Consider the following 23,182-nt stretch of genomic DNA (forward strand, 5'->3'; position numbering starts at 1 on the left):
ATAATGAAAACTATCGAAATTGACGAAGAATTATACCATTTTATCGCATCACAAACAAAACATATTGGTGAAGATGCATCCAGTATTTTGCGACGTTTATTAAAAATCAATCAGCCAGTTAAAGCTAAAATTAACGTTGTTTCCCAACCTGAAACCCAATACACATTATTTAATGATTTGTTAGATAGTGATATTTTTATTAACGAAAAATCAATCATCAGCCGTTTTATATTATTACTTGGCGCACTTTATAACTATAATCCAGCCCTTTTTTCGATAGCGGCCACATCATTACATGGCAGTAAGCGACAATATTTAGCTAAAGATAAAAAGTCTTTAGAAATATCAGGTAAAAATACCAAGCCACGTGAAGTGATAGGAACACCTTATTGGGTTATAAGTAATACTAATACTGCTAGAAAAATGTATATATTAGAATCAATAATGAGTGATATGGGCATTTCGGAAAGCATGATAAACCAAGTCATCAATATTTTTTCAGCACAAACAAAATAATGCACTGGCTATACGTGTATTAAATAGTCAACATAATTGCTAAGATAGATAGAGATGTGCATTAAGATATAAATATTCAATTTTGGAAAAAGGAGTATAAAATGGCAAATCATAGCCGGGCAGGATTATTAGCTAAGCCAGCCGATTTGATTAACGTTGAAATGTTGAAAAATAATTACTATCAAATCAACCCTGATCCAGAAAATGCCAGTCAATTAGTGATCTTTGGCACATCGGGTCATCGAGGTAGTGCTAATAAAGGTACATTTAACGAAGCGCATATTTTAGCTGTGGCTCAAGCAATAGCCGAATACCGAAAAGCAAATAATGTCACTGGTCCGTGTTTTATTGGTCAAGATACTCATGCCCTTTCTGAATTAGCATTAAAATCTGTACTTGAAGTTTTTGTTGCAAACGAGCAAACCGTCGTTATCGCGCGTGATTGGGGATATACTCCTACTCCTGTCATTTCACATGCCATATTAACATTTAATCAAGATAAACAATCACAACTTGCCGATGGTATTGTCATTACTCCTTCGCATAATCCCCCTGAAGATGGTGGCATAAAATATAATCCAACTAATGGTGGACCCGCTGATACGGATATTACCAAACAGATTGAAAATCGTGCAAATGAACTACTTAAAAATCATCTTAATGGTGTAAAACGGGTTTCTTTAGAAAAAGCAATCAACTCTTCTTATATTCATACCAAAGAATATGAAACGGATTATATTAATGATTTGGAAAATATTTTAGATTTAGCATTAATTAAATCCTCAAATTTAAAGATAGGTGTAGATCCATTAGGTGGTGCAGCTATCACTTATTGGCCGCGTATTGCTGAAAAATATGGCATTAACCTCAATATGGTGAACAATAAAATTGACCCAACTTTTAGCTTTATGCATTTGGATCATGATGAAGTAATTAGAATGGATTGCTCCAGCCAATGGGCAATGGCCGGTTTATTGCAATTAAAAGATAAATTTGATTTAGCATTTGGCAACGATACGGATTCTGACCGTCATGGTATTGTAACGCCTAAAGGTTTAATGAACCCTAATGCTTATCTTTCAGCTTGTGTTAACTATCTTTTTCAAAATCGCCCTCAATGGCATAAAGATATCGCTATTGGTAAAACTTTAGTTACCAGTTCAATGATAGATCGTGTAGCAAGCAACCTTCATAAAACATATTTAGAGTATCCAGTTGGTTTTAAATGGTATGCAGAGGGGCTTTATAACGGTAAGTTGGGATTTGCTGGGGAAGAGAGTGCTGGTGCATCCTTCTTAAGAACGAATGGCAAAGTTTGGACAACCGATAAAGATGGTATTATTCTCTGTTTGCTTGCAGCTGAAATGACTGCCAAAACTGGCAAAAATCCTCAAGAACAATATCAAGAACTTGAAGCCAAATTTGGGGTATCTTATTACGGACGAATTCAAGCACCTGCAACCTTTGATGAAAAACAAAAATTATCTAAACTTGATGCCAGTCAACTTACTACTGACAACCTTGGCGGCGAAAAGATCAGCCAATGTCTAACCAAAGCTCCTGCTAATAATGCACCAATTGGGGGGCTGAAAGTAATTACCGAAAATGGTTGGTTTGCTGCTCGTCCTTCTGGTACTGAAGATGCATATAAAATCTATGCTGAAAGCTTTATCGATAATGATCATTTAGCAACTTTACAGAAAGAAGCACAAGAAATCGTTGCCAAAGCAATAAAATAACCCTGCAAATTAGGCTTTTATGCCTAAAAAATAGCAGTCATTACGGCTGCTATTTTGTTTTTCTAAAAACATTTTTAATCTTTTTTCAGTAAAAAAATTAAAATTCTCATAATGAAAGATAGCATTATAAAAAAGAATGCTGAACCTTATAATGAGTTACTTTTTGAAGTGGAATAAAGAGGTATCTATTGATGTTCAAGATCCTGACTAAGAATTGGGATAGCTTCAGAGATTGCAACTTTTAAAAATTGATATCATTATCCTATTATTTATAATAGAACTGTAACATTAATCTAACAAATTATTTTAAACAATTGTTATTAATACAATTGTTAAAAAATAAATGCCTATACATTAAATGTCCTGTTAACAGGTAATTAAATATTGCAATCTTAAAGTTTAAAAAAATTCAGTTCGCTTCTCCTGGTAATTTTTCATTTTTTCCAATTTTAATTATTTCAGCAGCTGTTTTACCATTAATTTTGTTTTTGATAATCTCTTGTTTCTTTTTCGCGTCGCCAGCTGCTTCAATAGCTGAATTAATCATAATTCTACCGATTGAGATATTAAATGATTGTAGCTGATTGTCTTGAAGTTTATTTGCCATTTCAGAAATCGATTTTTTTAGGTTTTCTGCTGATGACGCATCAATGGTTTTATCACCACAACCTGTCAATAGTACCAACGAAATTAATGCAATTGATAATTTCTTCATTTCCTTTTTCCATTTATCCTTATAAAGTACTGAATATTAGTAATATGTTATAGGTAAATTCAATACAGATCAATTTTTTTTACGCAAAAAAATATTTACCAAAAACATTAATTTTGTTAATTTTTTTAAACAAATTTCGAAAAGGATTTACTATCAATATTGAAACAAATTTTTTAACCAACCACGTGCTCGAGCAACTCATTAAACTGGTCATTTTGAAATAAATAATGCGGCATAGGTAACCAATCTATCAAAAATGCTCAATATCAGATGAAAAAAAGAATTTTTTAAATAATGGCGATTTTATGCTCTAAAAATACCTTATGTAAAAAATATTTAGGAGTCTATACCGTTTAATTTTATTTATTAATCCAGAATTTTCTCGCAAACATTAATTATAGTTAACATCAACAAAAGTAAATGTATGATGATAAAGTATCATTGATTAAAGGGACATGATCAGCCCCTTTAATTTCAATAAATTTTTGAAATGATAAAGTAACCTATTTGAAAATACCTTAAATCAAACAAGGCTGGAAAAGAGATATAATGAAATTATACCCCAGCTCGATAGTTAGGCGGCTCTTTAGTAATTAAAACATCATGCACATGGCTTTCTTTCATACCTGCACCCGTGATGCGATAAAATTTCGATTTAGTACGCAATTCATCGATCGTTGCACATCCAGTTAATCCCATACAAGAACGTAATCCGCCCATTTGTTGGTGAATGATTTCTTTTAACAAACCTTTATAGGCAATACGCCCTTCAATACCTTCAGGTACAAGTTTGTCAGCAGCATTGTCTGTTTGAAAATAGCGATCGGAAGATCCTTTTGCCATTGCACCAAGCGAACCCATTCCACGGTAGGATTTATATGCACGACCTTGGAACAATTCAATCTCACCTGGGGCTTCTTCTGTGCCAGCAAACAAAGAACCAACCATAACACAAGCCGCACCAGCAGCTATGGCTTTAGCAATATCCCCAGAAAAACGAATGCCACCATCTGCAATAACTGGAATATTGTGTTTTTGAGCCATCTCAACTGCATCCATAATCGCACTTATTTGAGGTACACCAACGCCAGTAACGATACGAGTTGTACAGATTGAACCAGGACCTATACCCACTTTAACGGCATTAACACCAGCATCAATGAGTGCTTTAGCACCTTCGGCTGTAGCAACATTTCCTCCGATGATTTGTAAATCAGGATAGGCTTTACGCGCTTGTCGAATACGCTCTAATACTCCCTCAGAGTGACCATGAGAAGAATCAATTAATAATACATCAACACCAGCTTCAACTAATGCTGCAATGCGCTCCTCATTTCCTGCACCAGCTCCCACTGCTGCCCCCACTCGCAAACGCCCTTTTTCGTCTTTACATGCATTAGGTTTTTGTTCAGCTTTATTGTAATCTTTGACAGTGATCATACCTTTTAGATGGAATTTCGAATCAACAACTAACACTTTTTCGATGCGATGTTCATGCATTTGTTTTAGGACGATCTCACGCTGTTCACCTTCTCTTACCGTCACTAAACGTTCTTTCGGTGTCATTACCGCAGTAACGGGCAGTGATAAATCAGTTGCAAATCGAACATCTCGTGCAGTAATTATCCCCACTAATTCTTGTGACTCTGTCACAACTGGAAAACCAGCAAAGCCATATTCTTTTGCTAAATCGATCACTTGTTTGATCGTGGCTGTTGGTAAAACAGTTACCGGATCTTGTACTATACCGCTTTCGTGTTTTTTTACTCGTCTAACATGATTAGCTTGATTTTCAATCGACATATTTTTATGGATAAAACCAATACCACCTTCTTGCGCTAACGCAATGGCTAAATCAGATTCAGTAACGGTATCCATTGCGGCTGAAAGCATTGGAATATTTAGTTTAATGGTTTGGGTAAGTTGCGTACTAATATCAGCGGTGTTAGGTAAAACAGTGGAATGGGCTGGCACTAATAACACGTCGTCAAACGTGAGGGCTTCTTTTACTATACGAGACATGACAATATTCACCATTGAGTTTTATTGTTGATAAAATATTGCCGATGTATTCTACTTACTTTTGTGCAAAAAGACTAGTGGTATTTTAGAAAGATTCCTGAGTAGTTAATCCAATAAGGAAAAATAAAAATGCAGTAAATTAGATAAATGTATTGATTGCTAAACACCCCACCAACCCACAAACTGAAATAACGGTTTCGAGTAATGACCACGATTTCATCGTTTCGGTAATGCTAAGGTTAAAATACTCTTTAAATAACCAAAATCCAGGATCATTTACATGAGAAAATACCACGCTACCGGCTCCAGTTGCAATGACCATCAATTCCGGACTCACGCCTGTAGAAGCAATTAATGGAAACACGATGCCACCGGTCGTTAAAGCCGCAACTGTTGCTGAACCAAGAGCTAAACGCAATAAGGCAGCAATTAACCAAGCCATAATAAGTGGAGAGATATTGGACGCATGCATCATCTCTTCAATATAAACTTTAACGCCGCTATCAACCAAAACTTGTTTAAACGCTCCACCACCACCAATAATTAATAACATCATCGCAATGATTTTAATTGAATCGGCTAAAGTCGTATTAATTTGGACCATCGAACGACCACGGAAAATCCCAAAAGTAAACACCGCAACAATAACTGAAATCAATGTAGCGATAATTGGGTCACCAAAAAATTCTACATAAGGAAGTACCAAATGCCCTTTTGGTAATGTCATTTCACATACCGCTCGAATGGACATGAGTACAACTGGCATTAAAGCCGTCAATACACTAACAATAAAGCTTGGCATCTGTTCTTCAGTGAATTGTTTAGAATTATACAATCCCTCTTCAATAGGATGATTAATGGCTTGTATAAATGGTATTTTAGCAAGTACTGGACCTGCTAAGATGACAGTTGGAATACCTATGATAGTGCCATAAAGCAAAGTGCGTCCCATGTCAGCTTTAAATATTTCAGCAATGGCCGTTGGTCCAGGGTGAGGCGGTAAAAAACCATGGGTAACAGATAATGCGGCAGCCATAGGAATACCAATATATAATGGTGATATACGAAGCGTTGCGGCAATAGTTAATATTAACGGAAGCAATAAAACAAAACCGACTTCATAAAATAATGCAAATCCAACAATAAAACCAGTAAGAGTAACAGCCCATTGTATTTTTTTATCGCCAAAAGTATTAATTAACGTTGTTGCAATACGCTGAGCACCACCACAATCCGCCAATAGTTTTCCTAGCATAGCACCAAAACCCATTATTAGTGCTAAGCTACCAAGTGTTCCCCCTACTCCATTTTTTATGGATTGAACCACCTCCATTACAGGCATACCTTCCATGATACCTACACTTAAGGCGACAAGAATTAACGCAATAAAACCATTGACGCGCAGCGGCAACATTAAAACAAGCAATAACGCTACGCCTATTGCAATAATGATTAATGGCATGAATATTTCCTCTAAAATAATCTAATATGTTATCGGTAACATTAGGAATTATAGAGGAAAATAAAAAAAATAATGGAAAAAATATTTAAAATGAGAATCAGATCACATTTTACAAATTTGTTTTTTTTGCGCCATCAAAATATAATTAACATCAAGGTTAGGTCCTAACTTAAACTCATTTTTAAGTAGGTGATATTCCATGCCAATGATATCTTCAATAACCAAATTAGCTTGTTCAACCCAATGCATTAATTCTGAAGGACGAATGAATCTGTTAAAATCATGAGTCCCTTTTGGAACCAATCGAGCAATATATTCTGCGCCATAAATCAAAAGTAATTTTGCCTTGTGATTACGATTTATTGTCGATAAAAAGAGTTTGCCATTCGGTTTAAGTAACGTTGCGCAAGCTTGGATTATCGAAAAGGGATCTGGGACGTGTTCTAATAACTCCATACAGGTAATCACATCATAAGAAGCGGGATATTCCTTAGCATGATCTTCAACGGTTTGCTTTTGGTAATTAATGACCAAGTTATTTTCTTTTGCATGCAACCGAGCAACTGCCAGGGATTCATCAGCCAGATCTATCGCTGTGACAGCAGCGCCTAATTTTGCAAGACTTTCGGATAAAATGCCGCCACCACATCCGACATCTAACACTCGCTTATCTTCTAAACAACCTACTTCTTGTTTAATAAAATCCACACGTAACGGATTGATAATGTGTAAAGGTCTGCATTTGCCATTTGGATCCCACCACTGAGCTGCTAACTGAGAAAACTTGCTTATTTCTTTGAAATCAATATTTTGCGTCATGGGATCTCTTCTATCCAAAAATCTTTCCTATAAAATACTATTTTATGTCATGGTAAGTATGAATAAAAGACTAAAATTGAATGCAATATAAAAAAATATGAGTGAATAATAGGTATAAACACAGGAAAACTTATAAAAAGTCAAAATAATAAGGTTAATAAGAATAAATAATTCTAATTTTAAAATAAACAGTTAGATTAAAATTGATAATGAATTCTTGTTTCCCCTTGTATTTCATGGCATGATTTGTAATTTTATGCTTCTAATATAGTAATGGTTAGGCATTAATTAAAGCTACAATTAAATAATTATTTTGAGGACAAGGTAAAAATTCATGAGTACAGGTACTATGAAAAAAAGTCACTCTCAGTGGAGCTCACGCATGGGGTTCATGCTTGCTGCTGCGGGTTCCGCTGTTGGGTTAGGAAACATTTGGAAGTTTCCGTATATGGCAGGAGAAATGGGCGGTTCAGCATTTGTGTTGACCTATTTACTGTTTATGTTTTTAATCGGCCTACCTATTTTGGTTTTAGAATGGTTAATTGGTCGTCGTGGACAAAAAAATCCAATTCACACAATGGAAGATGTTGCGATTTCAGAAGGACGTTCTAAGTCTTGGAAATGGGTAGGCATTATTGGCGTGCTCGGCTCATTTTTAATTCTTTCATTTTATAGTGTCATTGGTGGCTGGGCGACAGATTATATCGTGCTTGCAGCTCATGGGGCATTCAAAGGCGCCAATGGTGAAATTACAGGCCAATTATTCAGTGACTTTCTAGGTAATGTAAACAGTTTACTCATATGGCACACGGTATTTATGTTTGCTACCGCCTTTATTGTGGCATTAGGTGTTGGTGCAGGTTTAGAACGTGGCTGTAAAGTGATGATGCCAGGATTAGGCATATTATTATTGGTATTAGTGGGCTATGCTGCTTATGTAAGTGGTCCATACTTTGGTCAAGCTTTTAAATTCTTATTTACCCCAAATTGGTCAGCAATTAGTGGCACAGCGGTGTTAGCAGCGTTAGGGCATGCGTTCTTCAGTTTATCCTTAGGAATGGGCATAATGATGGCATACGGATCTTACCTTGGTAAGGATGTAAATTTACTATCAACTGCACGTACTGTGGTAATCTTAGACGTAATCGTCGCTATGTTATCGGGTATGGCGATATTCCCATTAGTTTTTGCCAACGGTTTACAACCAGGTGAAGGTCCTGGCCTTATCTTTGTTACACTTCCCATTGCCTTTGGTAATATGGCTGGCGGAACCATTTTAGGTATCCTATTTTTTATCTTCTTAACTTTTGCGGCGTTAACGTCTTCCATTTCATTGCTTGAACCAACCGTCGAGCTATTAGAAGAAAAAACCCATATGGGACGTAAAACTGCAACCGTAGTAAGCAGTATTATTATCTGGGCATTAGGTATTGCTTGCATATTATCATTTAATGAATGGTCAGGCGTAAAATTATTTGATAAAAACATTTTTGATTTACTGGATTATTTAACCAGTAAAATCATGTTACCTGTTACGGGATTAGGAACTGTAGTGTTTGGAGCATGGATGATGAATCAAAAACGTATCCGTGAAGAATTAAACTTAAATGAATTTTGGTTTAGTGTCTGGACATTAGTATCTCGATTTATTGTTCCTGTTGCGGTCATCTTAATTCTTATTTACGGATTTATTTAAATAATAACAAATTGATATAATCTTTATGTTACAAGCCTTGATATCCATCAAGGCTTTTTTTTACATCTCTTATTTAACAAAAAACAGACAAACAATTAATAAATTTTACTAACTTGTATTGAAATATTATTTTTTATTCCCATATAGCAATACAATAAGAAATCAAACCGTTACATTAATATTATTCAGTAAATATTAACGACTAAAGCATCATAAAACATTGACAAAAATTATAAAAATTTGTCGATAATAAAGTAATGTGGCATATAACGTTAATTGAAATAACTAAATATAGTAGAGGAACTAGTTAATGAGTAAGCAAGGCACTGAAACTCGTGGATTTCAATCTGAAGTTAAACAAATTCTACATTTAATGATTCACTCTTTATATTCCAATAAAGAGATATTTTTAAGAGAGCTCATTTCCAATGCCTCTGATGCAGCCGATAAACTTCGTTTTAAAGCATTAGAAAATCCTGATCTGTATGCTGGGGATGGTGAACTTGGTGTGCGCATTTGGGTAAATAAAGAAGCGGGAACTTTATCCATTTCTGATAATGGTATTGGTATGACGCGTGATGAAGTCATTGAAAATTTAGGTACGATTGCAAAATCAGGCACCAAAGCATTTTTAGAATCCATTGGAAGTGATCAAGCGAAAGACAGCCAATTAATTGGTCAATTCGGTGTGGGTTTTTATTCTGCCTTTATTGTTGCCGATAAAGTAACAGTAAGAACACGTGCTGCAACTGCTAAAGCAGATGAAGCAGTAATGTGGGAATCTGCTGGTGAAGGTGAATATACCATTTCAGATGATAATAAAGAAACTCGCGGTACCGAAATTACCTTACATTTAAAAGATGATGAGAAAGAGTTCTTAGATGATTGGCGCTTACGTACCATTATCAGCAAATATTCTGATCACATTTCATTACCTGTAGAAGTGCAAACTACAGACGAAGAAAGTAAAGAAGTCAAATGGGAAAAGGTCAACAAAGCACAAGCACTTTGGACTCGCAACAAATCAGACATTACTGATGAAGAATATAAAGAGTTTTATAAACATCTTTCGCACGATTTCGCTGATCCATTAAGTTGGAGTCATAATCGTGTAGAAGGTAAACAAGAGTACACCAGTTTACTTTATATTCCAGCTAAAGCACCGTGGGATATGTGGAATCGCGATAATAAACACGGCTTAAAATTGTATGTGCAACGTGTATTTATTATGGACGATGCTGAACAATTCATGCCAAACTATTTACGTTTTGTGAAAGGATTAATTGATTCAAATGATCTACCATTAAATGTATCGCGTGAAATTCTGCAAGACAATAAAATCACCCAAAGTCTACGTAATGCGTGTACTAAACGTGTACTACAAATGCTTGAAAAATTGGCTAAAGATGACAAAGAACAATATCAGCAATTCTGGAACGAATTTGGTTTAGTATTAAAAGAAGGCACCGGTGAAGACTTTGCTAACCGCGAAGCAATAGCAAAATTACTGCGTTTTTCTTCAACTCATACGGATAGTAATGCACAAACGGTATCGTTAGAAGATTACATCAGCCGTATGCAAGACGGTCAAGAAAAGATTTACTACATAACAGCAGACAGCTATGGTGCTGCAAATTACAGTCCTCATCTAGAGCTATTCCGTAAAAAAGGCATTGAGGTGTTGTTATTATCCGATCGTATTGATGAATGGATGATGAGCAACTTAACTGAATTTGATGGTAAACAATTCCAATCAGTCAGTAAATCAGATGAATCTATTGAAAAACTGGCTGATCAAGATACTGAAGAACAAAAACAAGTTGAAAAAGAACTTGAGCCATTTATTGAAAGAGTAAAAACGGTATTAGGTGATAAAGTTAAAGAAGTTAAAATAACTCATCGTTTAACTAACACACCTGCTGTTGTCACTACCGCTGCTGACGAAATGAGCACACAAATGGCCAAATTATTTGCCGCAGCTGGACAAAAAGCGCCTGACATAAAATACACGTTTGAAATCAATCCAGATCATAAACTGGTTAAACGTATAGCTGATACCCAAGATGAAAGTGCATTCACCGATTGGGTTGAGTTATTACTTGATCAAGCATTACTGGCTGAAAAAGGTTCATTAAGTGACCCAAGTAAATTTATTCAAACTATGAATAAATTATTAGCGCAAGAATAAACTTACGTTAACCAAAAACAGCTCCGATAGGTTTGACTAATTGGGGCTGTTTTATATCCGATCTTCTGTTTTTTGTTTTATGGATCCATTATAGCAAAGAATTTATTAGCAACTAATTTCTAGCAAAAATTTGATATTAATCACATTTTTTTGTTTTTCTTCTTTTCATTTTTATTTAGCAATTCATAATAAAAAGATTTAAAAATCAACCCCCCAATTCAATGAAAGTTCATAAAATATTAAATAATAATGTAATTGTTACCCTTGATGATAAAGGAAAAGAGTTAATCCTGACCGGTCGCGGTATTGGTTTTAAAAAACGAGAAGGTGATTTAATCGATATTAATCTTATTGAAAAACAGTTTTCGCTAAATAATAAAGAAATATTGCCAAAATTTAATGAATTACTTTCTGAAATTCCATTAGAAGTGTTAACCTGTTCTCAAATTATAATTAATTATGCTAAAGAAGTTGTAGAAAGTAAACTTCAAGACAGTATTTACATTTCACTGACCGATCATATTCATTCTGCTATTGAGCGCCATAAACAAGGGTTTGATATTCCAAATGGTTTTTTATGGGAAATCAAAAAGTTCTATCCGAAAGAATTCCAAATTAGTCTTTATGCATTGTCCGTTATAAAAAAACGCCTTGGAATAGAATTACCAGAAGATGAAGCAGGATTTATCACATTTCATATTATCAATGCACAACTCAATGGCACCATGCCCAATATTGTGAACATGACCAAAATTATGCGCGAAATACTTAATATTGTAAAATATCATTTTAAGTTTGAATATGACGAAGATTGCCTATCTTATCAACGCTTTGTAACGCATTTAAAATTTTTTGCACAACGAATTTTAAATAAAGGAACACCAACGCAACAAGATTCCTCATTGTATGAAATTATTCGCCAAAAATATGAACAAGCTTACTTATGCACGAAGCAAATTGATTTACATCTTATTCAACAGTATCAGCATCCACTTACCGATGACGAAAGTTTATACTTAACCATTCATATAGAACGGTTGAGAACCGAACTAAAAAAAGCATTAATGTGAGATATATCACAATTTATCAATCACATTTTGAGAAGTCATACCATGCCATAAAAAATTATGCTAACCTACAAACCTCATTTACTGGATTGTTATTGCATGGCAAATTAATTTACTATGCAAGCAAAACCTAGATCGCTTGATAACAAGGGATCTAGGTTTTTTTTTGCGCGGTAAAAGCGTTAAACAAATAAGGATAAGGAATGAAAAACAAAGAACTTGCTGAATCAATCATTAACAACGTGGGTGGAAAAGACAATATCACCAGTCTAGTTCATTGTGCTACTCGCTTACGTTTTGTATTGAAAGATGACAGTAAAGCAGATGCGCAGTCACTGAAAAAACAAAAAGGGGTGATTACCATTGTACAAAGCGGTGGGCAATTTCAAGTAGTAATTGGAAATCATGTAGCCGATGTATTTAATGACATAATGCAACTCACCAATCTTAATGAAAATAATACAACCAATGTTCCCTCTGATAAAAAAATGGGTGTATTTTCAAAATTAATTGATTTAGTTTCGGGTATTTTTATTCCAGCATTGGTTGTCATTGTCGCTGGTGGTATTTTTAAAGGAATAATCTCATTATTGCAAGTCTTAGAGATTGTTCATGCAAACACCTCTACATATAACTTCTTGTTCGCAATTGCGGATGCGCCATTTTATTATTTACCAGTCATTTTAGGTTTTTCAGCTGTTAAAAAATTTGGAGGGAATCCTTATGTAGGGATGGCATTAGGTGGAGCACTTGTACATCCTAACATTGTTAGCATGCTAGGCGGAGCATTTGAATTACAAACTTCTTTATTTAATATACCAATTCAGTTAATTCCTTATGCATCATCCGTATTTCCTATTATCATTGCTAGCTGGTTCTATTCGTTACTCGAACGTAACTTTAACAAAATTATGCATGATTCATTCAAAAAATTTATTGCACCATTACTCGGCATTATCATTACCGTTCCATTAACGTTTGCGGTGATAGGTCCAGTAGTAGCATTTTTAAGTGATATTGTGGCTACAGGCATCATCTACGTTTATCAACTGAACTCCATAATTGCATCAATGATTTTAGCAGGACTTTGGCAAGTTATGGTTATCTTTGGTATTCATTGGGGAATGGTGCCATTTGCAATGAACAATTTTAATCTTTACAACGAAGATTTTATGATGCCTATCTTATTCCCAGCGGTATTTGCACAAGTCGGTGCAGTATTGGCGATCATGTTACGCAGTAAAGATCAACAAACGAAAGCATTAGCCAGTTCGTCGGTATTATCCGGTATTTTTGGGGTCACTGAACCGGCTATTTATGGAATTAACCTACCATTAAAACGCCCATTTGTGATTGGCTGTATATCAGCAATGATTGGAGGCAGTATTGTTGGTTATTACCATTCAGTAATCTATTCATTCAGTTTTATAAGTATTTTTTCCTTCTTACAATTAATTCCTCCAACAGGAATTGATGAAAAATTCTATGCGGTGGTATTTGGCTCCCTCATTTCATTTAGCGTCGCAACACTCGTAACTTACCTGTTTGGTATTCCTAAGGATAAAAAAGCAAACAAAGAAGATCAGCCTCAAAACAGCAATGTAGAAAAACAAATCAATGAAGTTCAACAAATGCATACCACGACTATTTCAAGCCCAATGACCGGTAAAGTGATCCCATTAAGTCATGTTAATGACGCTACATTTGCAAGTGAACTGATGGGTAAAGGTTCAGCAATCATTCCAACCATTGGTCAAGCATTGGCACCTGAAGATGGTGAAGTTGTATCATTATTTAGAACCAAACATGCTATTGGATTTCTTACTGATTCCGGTGCTGAAATACTCATCCATATTGGTATAGATACCGTAAAATTAGATGGTCAATATTTTGAAGCTCATGTCGAAGCAGGGAGTAAAGTTAAAAAAGGTGATCGATTAGTCAGCTTTGATATTGACGCCATTAAACAAGCTGGTTTTGAAATCTCGACTCCAATAATTATCACCAATAGTGATGACTATAAAGATGTGAAGACCATTTTCATGCAAGGTGATATTCAAGCTGGCGATGCATTACTAGCATTAAACAAATCCGAAGATAAGGAGTAATACATGTCTAAACTGTTTCCTAGTGATTTTTTATGGGGTGGCGCAATTGCAGCCAACCAAGTTGAAGGGGCTTACCGAGAAGACGGTAAAGGTTTGTCCACATCCGACTGTACGCCCAACGGACTATTTGGCGATATTGTTGACCGTAATAAGAACAATATTACCAGTATAAAAGATCGCGCTATTGATTTTTATCATCGCTACCCGGAAGACATTTCTTTATTTGCCGAAATGGGTTTTACCTGTTTACGTACCTCCATTGCATGGACACGTATTTTTCCGAATGGTGATGAACTTGAACCAAATGAAGCGGGGCTTGCTTTCTATGACAAATTATTTGATGAAATGCTCAAACATCACATCACACCATTAGTCACATTATCTCATTATGAAATGCCCTATCACTTAGTAACTCAATATGGCGGTTGGGGTGATCGCAAAGTAATTGAATTCTTTACTCGTTATGCTAAAACAGTATTTGAACGCTACAAAAATAAAGTAAAACATTGGTTAACATTTAATGAAATCAACATGTCGTTGCACGAGCCATTTACGGGTGTCGGTCTGGATAGAAACAGCACCAAAGCACAAATCTATCAAGCGATTCATCATCAACTCGTTGCTAGTAGTCAAGCTGTAAAATTGTGTCATCAAATCATTCCGGATGCCAAAATTGGGAATATGCTACTTGGTGCTGTGGCATATCCACTCACACCAAAACCAGAAGATGTCTGGGCAACCTTACAAGAAAATCATGGTTGGCTGTTCTTTGGTGATGTGCAAGCACGCGGTTATTATCCAACTTACATGACGCGTTTTTTCAAAGAGAATAATATTGAGTTAGAGATTACCGATCAAGACCGGGAAGATCTAAAAGAAACCATTGATTTTATCTCATTTAGTTATTATATGAGTTGTTGTGGTACCGCTGATGATTCTTTACGACAAAAAGGAAATATTTTGGATATGGTACCAAATCCACATCTAAAAGCCTCGGAATGGGGTTGGCAAATCGATCCGATCGGCATCCGTTATCTACTTAACATGCTTTATGAGCGTTTCCAAAAACCGTTATTTATTGTTGAAAATGGCCTTGGCGCTAAAGATAAATTAGAAGCAGATGGTACTATCAATGATGATTATCGCATTAATTATATGAATGATCATCTTGTACAAGTGCGCGAAGCAATCAACGACGGTGTAGAAGTGATGGGTTATACCAGTTGGGGACCAATTGACTTAATCAGTGCTTCAAAAGCGGAAGTGACCAAACGTTATGGATTTATTTATGTCGATTTAAATCAAGATGGATCAGGTAGTTTAACTCGTTATAAAAAGAAAAGTTTTTATTGGTATAAATCGGTGATTTCATCCAAAGGGGAGAACTTAAAATAATCATGACACAGGTAAGTGATTAATTATCCTTACCTGCTAATTGATTTAGCCCATCCATAATATAATGCCATATGAGACTCAAGACTTAAGATGAAAAATAAAACAATAAAAATAGCACTAATCACAGGATCAATTGCTCTAACTGCACTAATAACAGGATGCTGCAACCCATCAAGTCAAGCATCAAATAATAACGAGCACAATCATAATGATGAGATCACCATCTATTTTGCGCGTCACGGTAAAACGTTATTTAATACCTATGATTTAGTACAAGGTTGGGCGGATTCCCCATTAACGGATAAAGGTATTGAAGTTGCACGTTATTTAGGAGAAGGATTTAAAAACAAGCAAATTCAATTTGATGCCTATTACACCAGTGATGCCGGTCGTCAACGTGAAACAATGCAGGTATTATTACGTCAAAAAGGCATTCAAGAGTACCAAATTCAAGAACTCAAAGAACTACGTGAAGTCTTTTATGGAGGATTTGAAGGCGGATCCAATACTAAAATGGTGTCCGCTTCAATGAAGGCTCTTGGCTACAAATCGGTTAACAACTTCTATAAAAGCTATGCAGAAGGACAAATTCCAGTGGCAACGCTGACCGATGCAATAGCGAAAAGTGATCCCAAACACGAAGCAGAAAACTTTGAACAAGTTAAAGAACGGACTCAAAATGCCCTCAAAAGTATTATAAAAACTGCACAAGAGAAACATCAAAAAAACGTTTTAGCGATTTCATCCGGCATGTCAATGCAAGTTATGATATCCGATCTCACCGACGATCCAATTAAAAACAAACCTCTATCAAATGCCAGCGTTGTTAAAATCGTTTACCAAAATGGTAAATACCGTGTAGTTGAAATTGGCAATATGGACTATGTTAATTTAGGTAAATCATCCCTAAATAAGTAATGAGAAAGGAGAAAACCATCAATAACCTAAAACATAATTAAAACAATTAAAGTGGAATAATAGGATTGTCATTGCTTTTGCAATAAAACCTAAATGTTTAGTAAAAGTAAAAAGCTCATCAATACCAAACATTTTTAATTCAGGATAAACAGTTAGGAAAACAACAATGAAAATGAAATATCTAACATTGGTACTTTTTAGCATAAACAGTTATGCCGTATTTGCTAATGAATCCTCCCAGCATTATGAACCAAAAACCCTATGGGATAATGCCTTTTTTAAAGAGACCAAATTAGAACTCTCTACACGCAACCACTGGAAATATCTAAAAGAAAACGCATCCCAACCAAAAGAAGTGCATAGTGCATGGGGGCAAGCATTTACGTTTAATTACAAATCGGGTTATTGGTTCGATACTCTTGGTTTTGACTTAACTTACGATAATATAATAAAACTTGGTGCTAGTGACTACTTCGCTACACGTAATTTACTCTATAACGATGGTAAACAGCCGAACAAACACAATGCCCATGGTTTTAATAAATTTACCCAACGCTATGCAAAAATCAAACTCGGCAATGAACAATTAAATTTTAATGGTAAAGCCGGTTGGCATAGTTTAAAAGATATGGGCGTTATTAGTTCCTCACAACACTTAACTCGTAATAGTTATTTAGGTTACAGTGGTATACTCAAATATTCTAATTTAGCGTTATCATTAGCCTATATTGACAGCACCTTACCGCGAGAGTCATCCAAAAAAGTGCATTTTTATAGCTTAGACAAAAAGCACAAAATTGATAACATCAAATCAGCCGGCATTGCCTATAAAAACAAAATTATTAAACTGGATTACTCCTATGGCGAGGCAAAAGATTACATCAAACGTCATGCCATTGAATTTTCTTATAAACCAACCGAAAAACTTATCTTAGCTTCACAGATTTACGGCAGCACTGCGCTAAAAAATCATAATAAAATGAAAGCAAATGTTCGAGATTTTGATGATTCAGCTTGGCATTATGCAACGGACATTGAATGGAAAGAATCCAAATGGAGTGCCAAGTTTGGGATTGCTTATACGGATGCTAATCGTAAAGGCGCGATAGGTTATTATGGACGTCATCTAGGTAAAAACAATCGTGGACGCTATAACGGCATGGCAGCGACAGGGGCCGACTATATGCGTGATGGCGAAGTAGTAGTATCAAGCATATTAAGTTATGATTTATTTGAAGATAACACCGTAGGTTTATACTTCAACTATGGTGAATTTAATTATAAACATGAAACTCTAAAAAATGGAGAAATCAATGTGTTCAACATCTGGAAACCTGCCAGTGGAACATTAAAGAATCTCTCGATTCTGTCAAAATTAGGTTATGGTTGGTCTTATAAAACTTTGAGCAGTAAAGACATTACGCCTAAATTAAGAGATGGTCGTGCTCAGCGTTCACCAACATTATCAGCAGAAACCATTGTTGATTATCGATTTAATTTGTTATAACAAAAAGGACGAAACTATGAAAATCAAAAAATTTATCAAACTTGCCAGCTTATCGATAATTCTTACCGCCTCAATTGCCCAAACGTTTGCTGCGGAAGTGAATTTGTATGTAACTCGTCATGGTAAAACTATGTTCAATAACGTTCATCGTGCTCAAGGTTGGTCAGATACTCCATTAACCCAACCAGGTATCGAAGTTGCCGAGCAGCTAGGACGTGGTCTAAAAGATGTCAACTTTATTGCAGCTTATTCAAGCGATTTGGGACGTGCTCGCCAAACTGCCCGCATTGTTTTAGACGCAAAAGGACAATCATTACCAATTAACGAAATGAAAGCACTTCGCGAAACATGTTTTGGTGTTTTTGAAGGTGATTTTGATCCTAATATGTGGGGACCTGCGGCTAAACATTTAGGCTATTCAGACGACAAGGCGTTAATGGAAGAATTCTGGAAAGGCAAAATCAGATTAAACAAAATAATGGATGCCATTGCTGCTGTCGAAAAATCAGGTGAAGCAGAAAACTACAAAAAAGTTAAAACGCGTATGCAAGCTGCATTAAAAGTCATTGCTGAGTCAGCTAAAGCTCATGGTGGTGGTAATGTGCTAGTAGTATCCCACGGCATGGCCATCACAGCCATGGTTGAAGAATGGCTTGATACACCAGTCAAAGGAGGATTGGGTAATGCAAGTGTAACTAAAATTCGTTATACCGATGACGGTAAATTTATTGTCGAAAGTTTAGGTGATATGAGCTATGTTGAAAAAGGAAAAGCTCTCGAAAAATAAATGCAACAAGAAATAAATGCGATTAATGCGATTAAAAAGACTCACTTTAGTGAGTCTTTTTTACTTTGCATCATTATTGAGTAAAATCACTGTTTAACGTTTCTTTTATGAGCAGTGTTGCACAAATACTGATGAGTGACGCAACGGCAACATAATACCCTACCCAAGATAAATTCCCATTTGATACCAAATAATTGGCAATAATTGGCGCAATGGATGCCCCTAAAATGCCACCAATACTGTAAGCGACAGAAGATCCTGTATAACGAACATGGGTTGGAAAAATTTCAGGTAAAAAAGCGCCCATAGGAGCAAATACGATGCCCATTAAAAACAGCTCTAAAGATAGATAGCTCAAAACGAATCGATCTGAACCACTTGCCATAAACTGCGTCATAACTGTGCCAGATAAGGCGACACACAACAAGCCAACAACCAGTACAGGTTTACGCCCATATTTATCACTTAAACGAGCAGAGAGTGGCGTCGCTATCGCCATAAAGACAATTGCAATACATAAAAAACCTAAAAAATTACCTTTAGTAATACCTAAATATTGGGTGCCATATTGTAATAAAAATGCAGTAGTGATATAGAATAAAGTATAACAACCAATCATTGAAAACGAACCTAAAGCCAATGTTTTCCAATGATGAACCAAAATGTCAATCGCTGGTATTTTAACTTGCTCTTTGCAGCGCAATGCTTTGGTAAAAATGGGGCTTTCAACCAATTTCAAACGCACATACAATCCAATAATCACCAATACTGCGCTTAATAAAAATGGTATACGCCATCCCCATTGTAAAAATTGTTCATTAGACAATGATAATGTAACCAACAAAAACACACCATTAGATAATAAAAAACCCACTGATGGTCCTAACTGTGGAAACATACCAAACAATGCTCGCTTATTTTGGGGGGCATTTTCCGTTGCCAGCAAAGCTGCGCCACCCCACTCACCACCAAGCCCTAACCCTTGTGCAAGTCTTAAAATGCACAGTAAAAACGGCGCCCAAAAACCAATAGCGCTATAGCCCGGTAATAATCCAATTCCGGTCGTGGCAACACCCATTAAAATAAGGGAAAACACTAAGGTTGATTTGCGCCCTATTTTGTCACCGAAATGCCCAAATAAAAAGGCGCCAATTGGACGAGCAACAAAGGCAATACCAAATGTGGCAAAAGATTGTAACGCCTGAGCAGATGGGGAACTGTCAGGGAAAAATACCGGTCCAATGACCAAAGCAGCCGCTGTTGCATAGATATAAAAATCATAAAACTCAATAGCTGTACCGATAAAACTGGCCAAAGCAACTCGAGACATTGAATTAGCAGATGTAATGTTTGAATCCATAATCCTATTCCCTTCAATATAGTTGTAATTTTAAGATAAATAAAGACATTATAATCAGAGTTAATGCTTTTACCATGTAAAATAAAAAAAATTATAACCATATCCATAATATAAGAAGTCGATATAATAGATCGCGTGCATCTTTACTCAATAAGGATATTTATGTTTTATCTCTGCACCTATTGCTCGCCAATGGGTTTAATCACGCTTGCTAGTGAGCAAAATAAATTGGTTGGTGTCTGGATCGAAGGGCAAAAATATTTCGGACAGATAGAACATGCTCAAAAACACCATCAGCCTAATTTACCCATCTTCAATACGACCAAGAAATGGCTTGACGACTACTTTAACGGTAAAAAACCAACAATTGAAACATTACCCTTAGCGCCACAAGGAACACCTTTTCGACATTTGGTCTGGGATATTTTATGCCAAATTCCTTATGGTCAAGTCATTACTTATGGCGACATCGCCAAACAAATCAAGAAAAAAACCAATACAGCAAGCATGTCAAGCCAAGCAGTGGGTGGGGCTGTTGGTCATAACCCAATATCCATTATCATTCCATGTCATCGCGTCATTGGCGCTAAAGGTAATTTAACCGGTTATGCAGGTGGAATTGATAAAAAAATTGCCTTACTCAAACTGGAAAATGTAGATACGTCTCAATTTGTTATTCCAACCAAAGGGACCGCACTTTAACGAATTGAAACATCAATATGCCTAGCTGTATGTGAGGAAAACAGGTATCATTGCTGATTAAACAATGAATTATATCATTAATCTTATGAATATGAGAAATTTTTAGGCGTCGTGTTAAGTTGCTGTTATCAACCATGCAAATGTATCATAAGATAGATAACGCAATAATCATCATTATGCTAAAAAAGAGGCACCCCACTGGGGTGATCCCATTATAATTTATATGTTCGAATTTATCTGTACAAAATCCTTTAAGGCATTATACTGTGCAATCATTAAAAAATAGAATAATCAATCAATAAACAAATAAAATGAGAAATGTACTGCTCAGCTTATTGTTAATCATATCTTTCCCCGCATTCAGTTCCATTTATGCTTATAAAGGTTATATTGCCGACAACCCAATTATGTTGTATATAGAAACCTATTTAAATCACATTAATAAAGGTTTTTGGGTTTATCAAAATGACTTTCAACAACACCTGAATACACTATCTAATGAATGTGAATTCATCCGTTCATGCCCTGAAAATAGAACCCTTTTAGTTCTGTACGATGAGCAAGATATCTATATTGATGAAATCTCTAAAAAAATAAAAGTGAAGGATTCAAGTCATTATTTTAAATTTATCAACCTGCACTTTGAACACGCTGACACTCAAAAGTTTTTACCTGAAACATTAAAGGGTTATTGGTTCGATGGAAAAGTACATCAACAATACTCTGTAGTATTACAAAAACAGTTTGTCATAAATGACCAGTCCACTGCCGAATTAAATCGCATTGAATTATTACAATCCACTTCCTTGAGCAAAGTCTATTTTACGGCCGTTTTATCAAAACAGAAAAACAATCACATCAAATTAGTGGGTATTAATGTTTACGATAAAAAACATCATAACTTGCTGCAACAAATCCAAAATTTAGATTACAGTTACAACGGTTTTAACAGTATTAGTCTTGAAGATATCAACTTTGATGGTAAAGCGGATTTAGCCATTAAAAAGTATCGCTCAAATGCCAGATTAGGCGATAACTACGACTATTATCTCAATGACAACGGTAAATTTATCGCAACAAACTTATGGGGAAGTAACATCAACTTTAACAAAAAAGACAAATCAGCAACTGGCACAAAAACATGTTATGATTATGACGAAAAAGAGCAAAAAATCCTGATTCAAATCGATAGCGTTTATCACTACAAAAATAAACACTATATTCATAAATCAAATCATTGCCAGATACATTTTTTTAATGCTCAAATAAGCCGTCAATGTACCGAAATGGAATACAATGCTTGTTTATTAAAACGAAATAATATCAATACTGAAAATCCACACTATTTAGGTGAAGATAATATTTTGCACAAAAACATGGTGTGGGATAAAGGTAAATTAATTGATGGAGTTATAGATGATTGATTATGATGCTTTTCCTGAACAACGACAATCTTACATTCAACAGTTATTGAAAGACAAAGGTCGAGTCGTTAATGCTGACTTAATTAAATTACTCGGTGTTTCAGAACACACGATTCGCCGCGATTTACAAAAACTTACGCGCGATGGAATTTGCAAACGTGTTTATGGAGGCGCGGTCAGTCAATTAAAACAATCAGCCAGCTTCGAAACAAGAATGACGCAAAGCGTTAGTGAAAAATCATCGGTTGCCAAACGATGCGCTGAACTGATCAAAGACAATTCTTGTATATTTATTGACGCAGGCTCAACCTATTTGACCATGGCAAGCTATATCCCCACCGATATGAATTTAACCATTGTGACAAATTCTCCTCAAATTGCTTCACTTCTCAGTAGTCGAACTCAGGGGGAGCTTATTTTACTTGGCGGAAGAGTTAACCCTCAAACAGGCAGTACCATGGGTTCAGATACGGTAAATCAAATTCGTAACATGGTCTTTGATCAAACATTTATTGGTGTCTGTGGACTCGATCCACAAGCCGGATTAAGTGCCGTTTATTATGAAGACGCTTGTTTTAAAAAGGAAGTGATTGCCCAAAGTAATGAAGTTGTCGCCGCTGTAATTGCCGATAAAATGTTACAGATAGCCCGTTATAAAGTAGCAACGTGTGAAGATATCGATATTGTTGTAGTCAGTCAAGAAACGAAAATTGAAGGTTTTGAGAATTTTGATCTAACAATAGAAGTCGCCTAATGG

The 23,182-nt window shown here is 35.6% G+C and carries 18 protein-coding genes; 13 read left to right on the forward strand and 5 right to left on the reverse strand.

The genetic code is table 11. The features are described 5' to 3' along the window. Window positions 1–3 precede the first annotated feature (3 nt). Both J4T76_RS00910 and pgm read left to right on the forward strand, forming a co-directional pair. Entirely contained in the window at window positions 4–516 is a 513-nt protein-coding gene (locus J4T76_RS00910; RefSeq protein WP_267341523.1) for a hypothetical protein, read from the forward strand. 101 nt (window positions 517–617) lie between these two features. Further along, entirely contained in the window at window positions 618–2,255 is a 1,638-nt protein-coding gene (gene pgm / locus J4T76_RS00915) for a phosphoglucomutase (alpha-D-glucose-1,6-bisphosphate-dependent) (protein ID WP_267356090.1), read from the forward strand. 409 nt (window positions 2,256–2,664) lie between these two features. Here pgm and J4T76_RS00920 read toward each other — a convergent pair whose 3' ends face one another. The 4 genes from J4T76_RS00920 to ubiG all read right to left on the reverse strand — a co-directional run bounded on the left by J4T76_RS00920 (window position 2,665) and on the right by ubiG (window position 7,273). Next, window positions 2,665–2,970, reverse strand: a complete 306-nt coding sequence (locus J4T76_RS00920) for a DUF6694 family lipoprotein (protein ID WP_267341526.1) — start codon at window positions 2,968–2,970, stop codon at window positions 2,665–2,667. Between the two features lie 555 nt (window positions 2,971–3,525). Further along, on the reverse strand, window positions 3,526–4,992 hold the full coding sequence (gene guaB, locus J4T76_RS00925; protein ID WP_267341528.1) for an IMP dehydrogenase: 1,467 nt from the start codon (window positions 4,990–4,992) through the stop codon (window positions 3,526–3,528). 139 nt (window positions 4,993–5,131) lie between these two features. Next, a complete protein-coding gene (gntT, locus tag J4T76_RS00930; protein ID WP_267341529.1) occupies window positions 5,132–6,454 on the reverse strand; it encodes a gluconate transporter in 1,323 nt (440 codons plus the stop codon). Between the two features lie 102 nt (window positions 6,455–6,556). Next, window positions 6,557–7,273, reverse strand: coding sequence for a bifunctional 2-polyprenyl-6-hydroxyphenol methylase/3-demethylubiquinol 3-O-methyltransferase UbiG (ubiG, locus tag J4T76_RS00935; protein WP_324123801.1), 717 nt, complete (start codon window positions 7,271–7,273; stop codon window positions 6,557–6,559). Between the two features lie 334 nt (window positions 7,274–7,607). On the opposite strand from ubiG, the gene J4T76_RS00940 reads away from it, so the two are divergent. The 8 genes from J4T76_RS00940 to J4T76_RS00975 all read left to right on the forward strand — a co-directional run bounded on the left by J4T76_RS00940 (window position 7,608) and on the right by J4T76_RS00975 (window position 18,939). Continuing rightward, window positions 7,608–8,969, forward strand: a complete 1,362-nt coding sequence (locus tag J4T76_RS00940) for a sodium-dependent transporter (RefSeq protein WP_267341531.1) — start codon at window positions 7,608–7,610, stop codon at window positions 8,967–8,969. A 310-nt stretch (window positions 8,970–9,279) separates the two neighbouring features. Continuing rightward, window positions 9,280–11,157, forward strand: a complete 1,878-nt coding sequence (gene htpG / locus J4T76_RS00945; protein WP_267356087.1) for a molecular chaperone HtpG — start codon at window positions 9,280–9,282, stop codon at window positions 11,155–11,157. 221 nt (window positions 11,158–11,378) lie between these two features. Next, window positions 11,379–12,227, forward strand: coding sequence for a BglG family transcription antiterminator LicT (licT, locus tag J4T76_RS00950; protein WP_267346035.1), 849 nt, complete (start codon window positions 11,379–11,381; stop codon window positions 12,225–12,227). 200 nt (window positions 12,228–12,427) lie between these two features. Beyond that, window positions 12,428–14,332: a beta-glucoside-specific PTS transporter subunit IIABC gene (locus tag J4T76_RS00955; RefSeq protein WP_267356085.1), complete on the forward strand. Its 1,905-nt coding sequence runs from the start codon at window positions 12,428–12,430 to the stop codon at window positions 14,330–14,332. 3 nt (window positions 14,333–14,335) lie between these two features. After that, on the forward strand, window positions 14,336–15,727 hold the full coding sequence (locus J4T76_RS00960) for a glycoside hydrolase family 1 protein (protein ID WP_267346031.1): 1,392 nt from the start codon (window positions 14,336–14,338) through the stop codon (window positions 15,725–15,727). Window positions 15,728–15,817: 90 nt separating this feature from the next. After that, window positions 15,818–16,645, forward strand: coding sequence for a histidine phosphatase family protein (locus tag J4T76_RS00965; protein ID WP_267356083.1), 828 nt, complete (start codon window positions 15,818–15,820; stop codon window positions 16,643–16,645). A 166-nt stretch (window positions 16,646–16,811) separates the two neighbouring features. Continuing rightward, on the forward strand, window positions 16,812–18,152 hold the full coding sequence (locus tag J4T76_RS00970) for an OprD family outer membrane porin (RefSeq protein ID WP_267341538.1): 1,341 nt from the start codon (window positions 16,812–16,814) through the stop codon (window positions 18,150–18,152). Window positions 18,153–18,168: 16 nt separating this feature from the next. Beyond that, on the forward strand, window positions 18,169–18,939 hold the full coding sequence (locus J4T76_RS00975) for a histidine phosphatase family protein (RefSeq protein ID WP_267341540.1): 771 nt from the start codon (window positions 18,169–18,171) through the stop codon (window positions 18,937–18,939). A 73-nt stretch (window positions 18,940–19,012) separates the two neighbouring features. Here J4T76_RS00975 and J4T76_RS00980 read toward each other — a convergent pair whose 3' ends face one another. Beyond that, entirely contained in the window at window positions 19,013–20,299 is a 1,287-nt protein-coding gene (locus J4T76_RS00980) for an MFS transporter (protein WP_267356082.1), read from the reverse strand. A gap of 162 nt (window positions 20,300–20,461) precedes the next feature. Between J4T76_RS00980 and J4T76_RS00985 the strand changes: the two genes are divergently transcribed. From J4T76_RS00985 to J4T76_RS00995, 3 genes are all read left to right on the forward strand, one after another. Next, window positions 20,462–21,001 carry a methylated-DNA--[protein]-cysteine S-methyltransferase gene (locus tag J4T76_RS00985; protein WP_267341543.1) on the forward strand — a complete coding sequence of 180 codons (540 nt, stop codon included), beginning with the start codon at window positions 20,462–20,464 and terminating at the stop codon, window positions 20,999–21,001. Between the two features lie 311 nt (window positions 21,002–21,312). After that, complete coding sequence (locus tag J4T76_RS00990; RefSeq protein WP_267356081.1) at window positions 21,313–22,425, forward strand: hypothetical protein; 1,113 nt, start codon at window positions 21,313–21,315, stop codon at window positions 22,423–22,425. Further along, entirely contained in the window at window positions 22,418–23,179 is a 762-nt protein-coding gene (locus J4T76_RS00995; protein WP_267341547.1) for a DeoR/GlpR family DNA-binding transcription regulator, read from the forward strand. The genes J4T76_RS00990 and J4T76_RS00995 overlap by 8 nt, the downstream gene beginning before the upstream one ends. The last annotated feature ends 3 nt before the right edge of the window (window positions 23,180–23,182 follow it).

It is taken from the genome of Gilliamella sp. B3022, from assembly GCF_028751545.1.
Taxonomy (GTDB): domain Bacteria; phylum Pseudomonadota; class Gammaproteobacteria; order Enterobacterales; family Orbaceae; genus Gilliamella.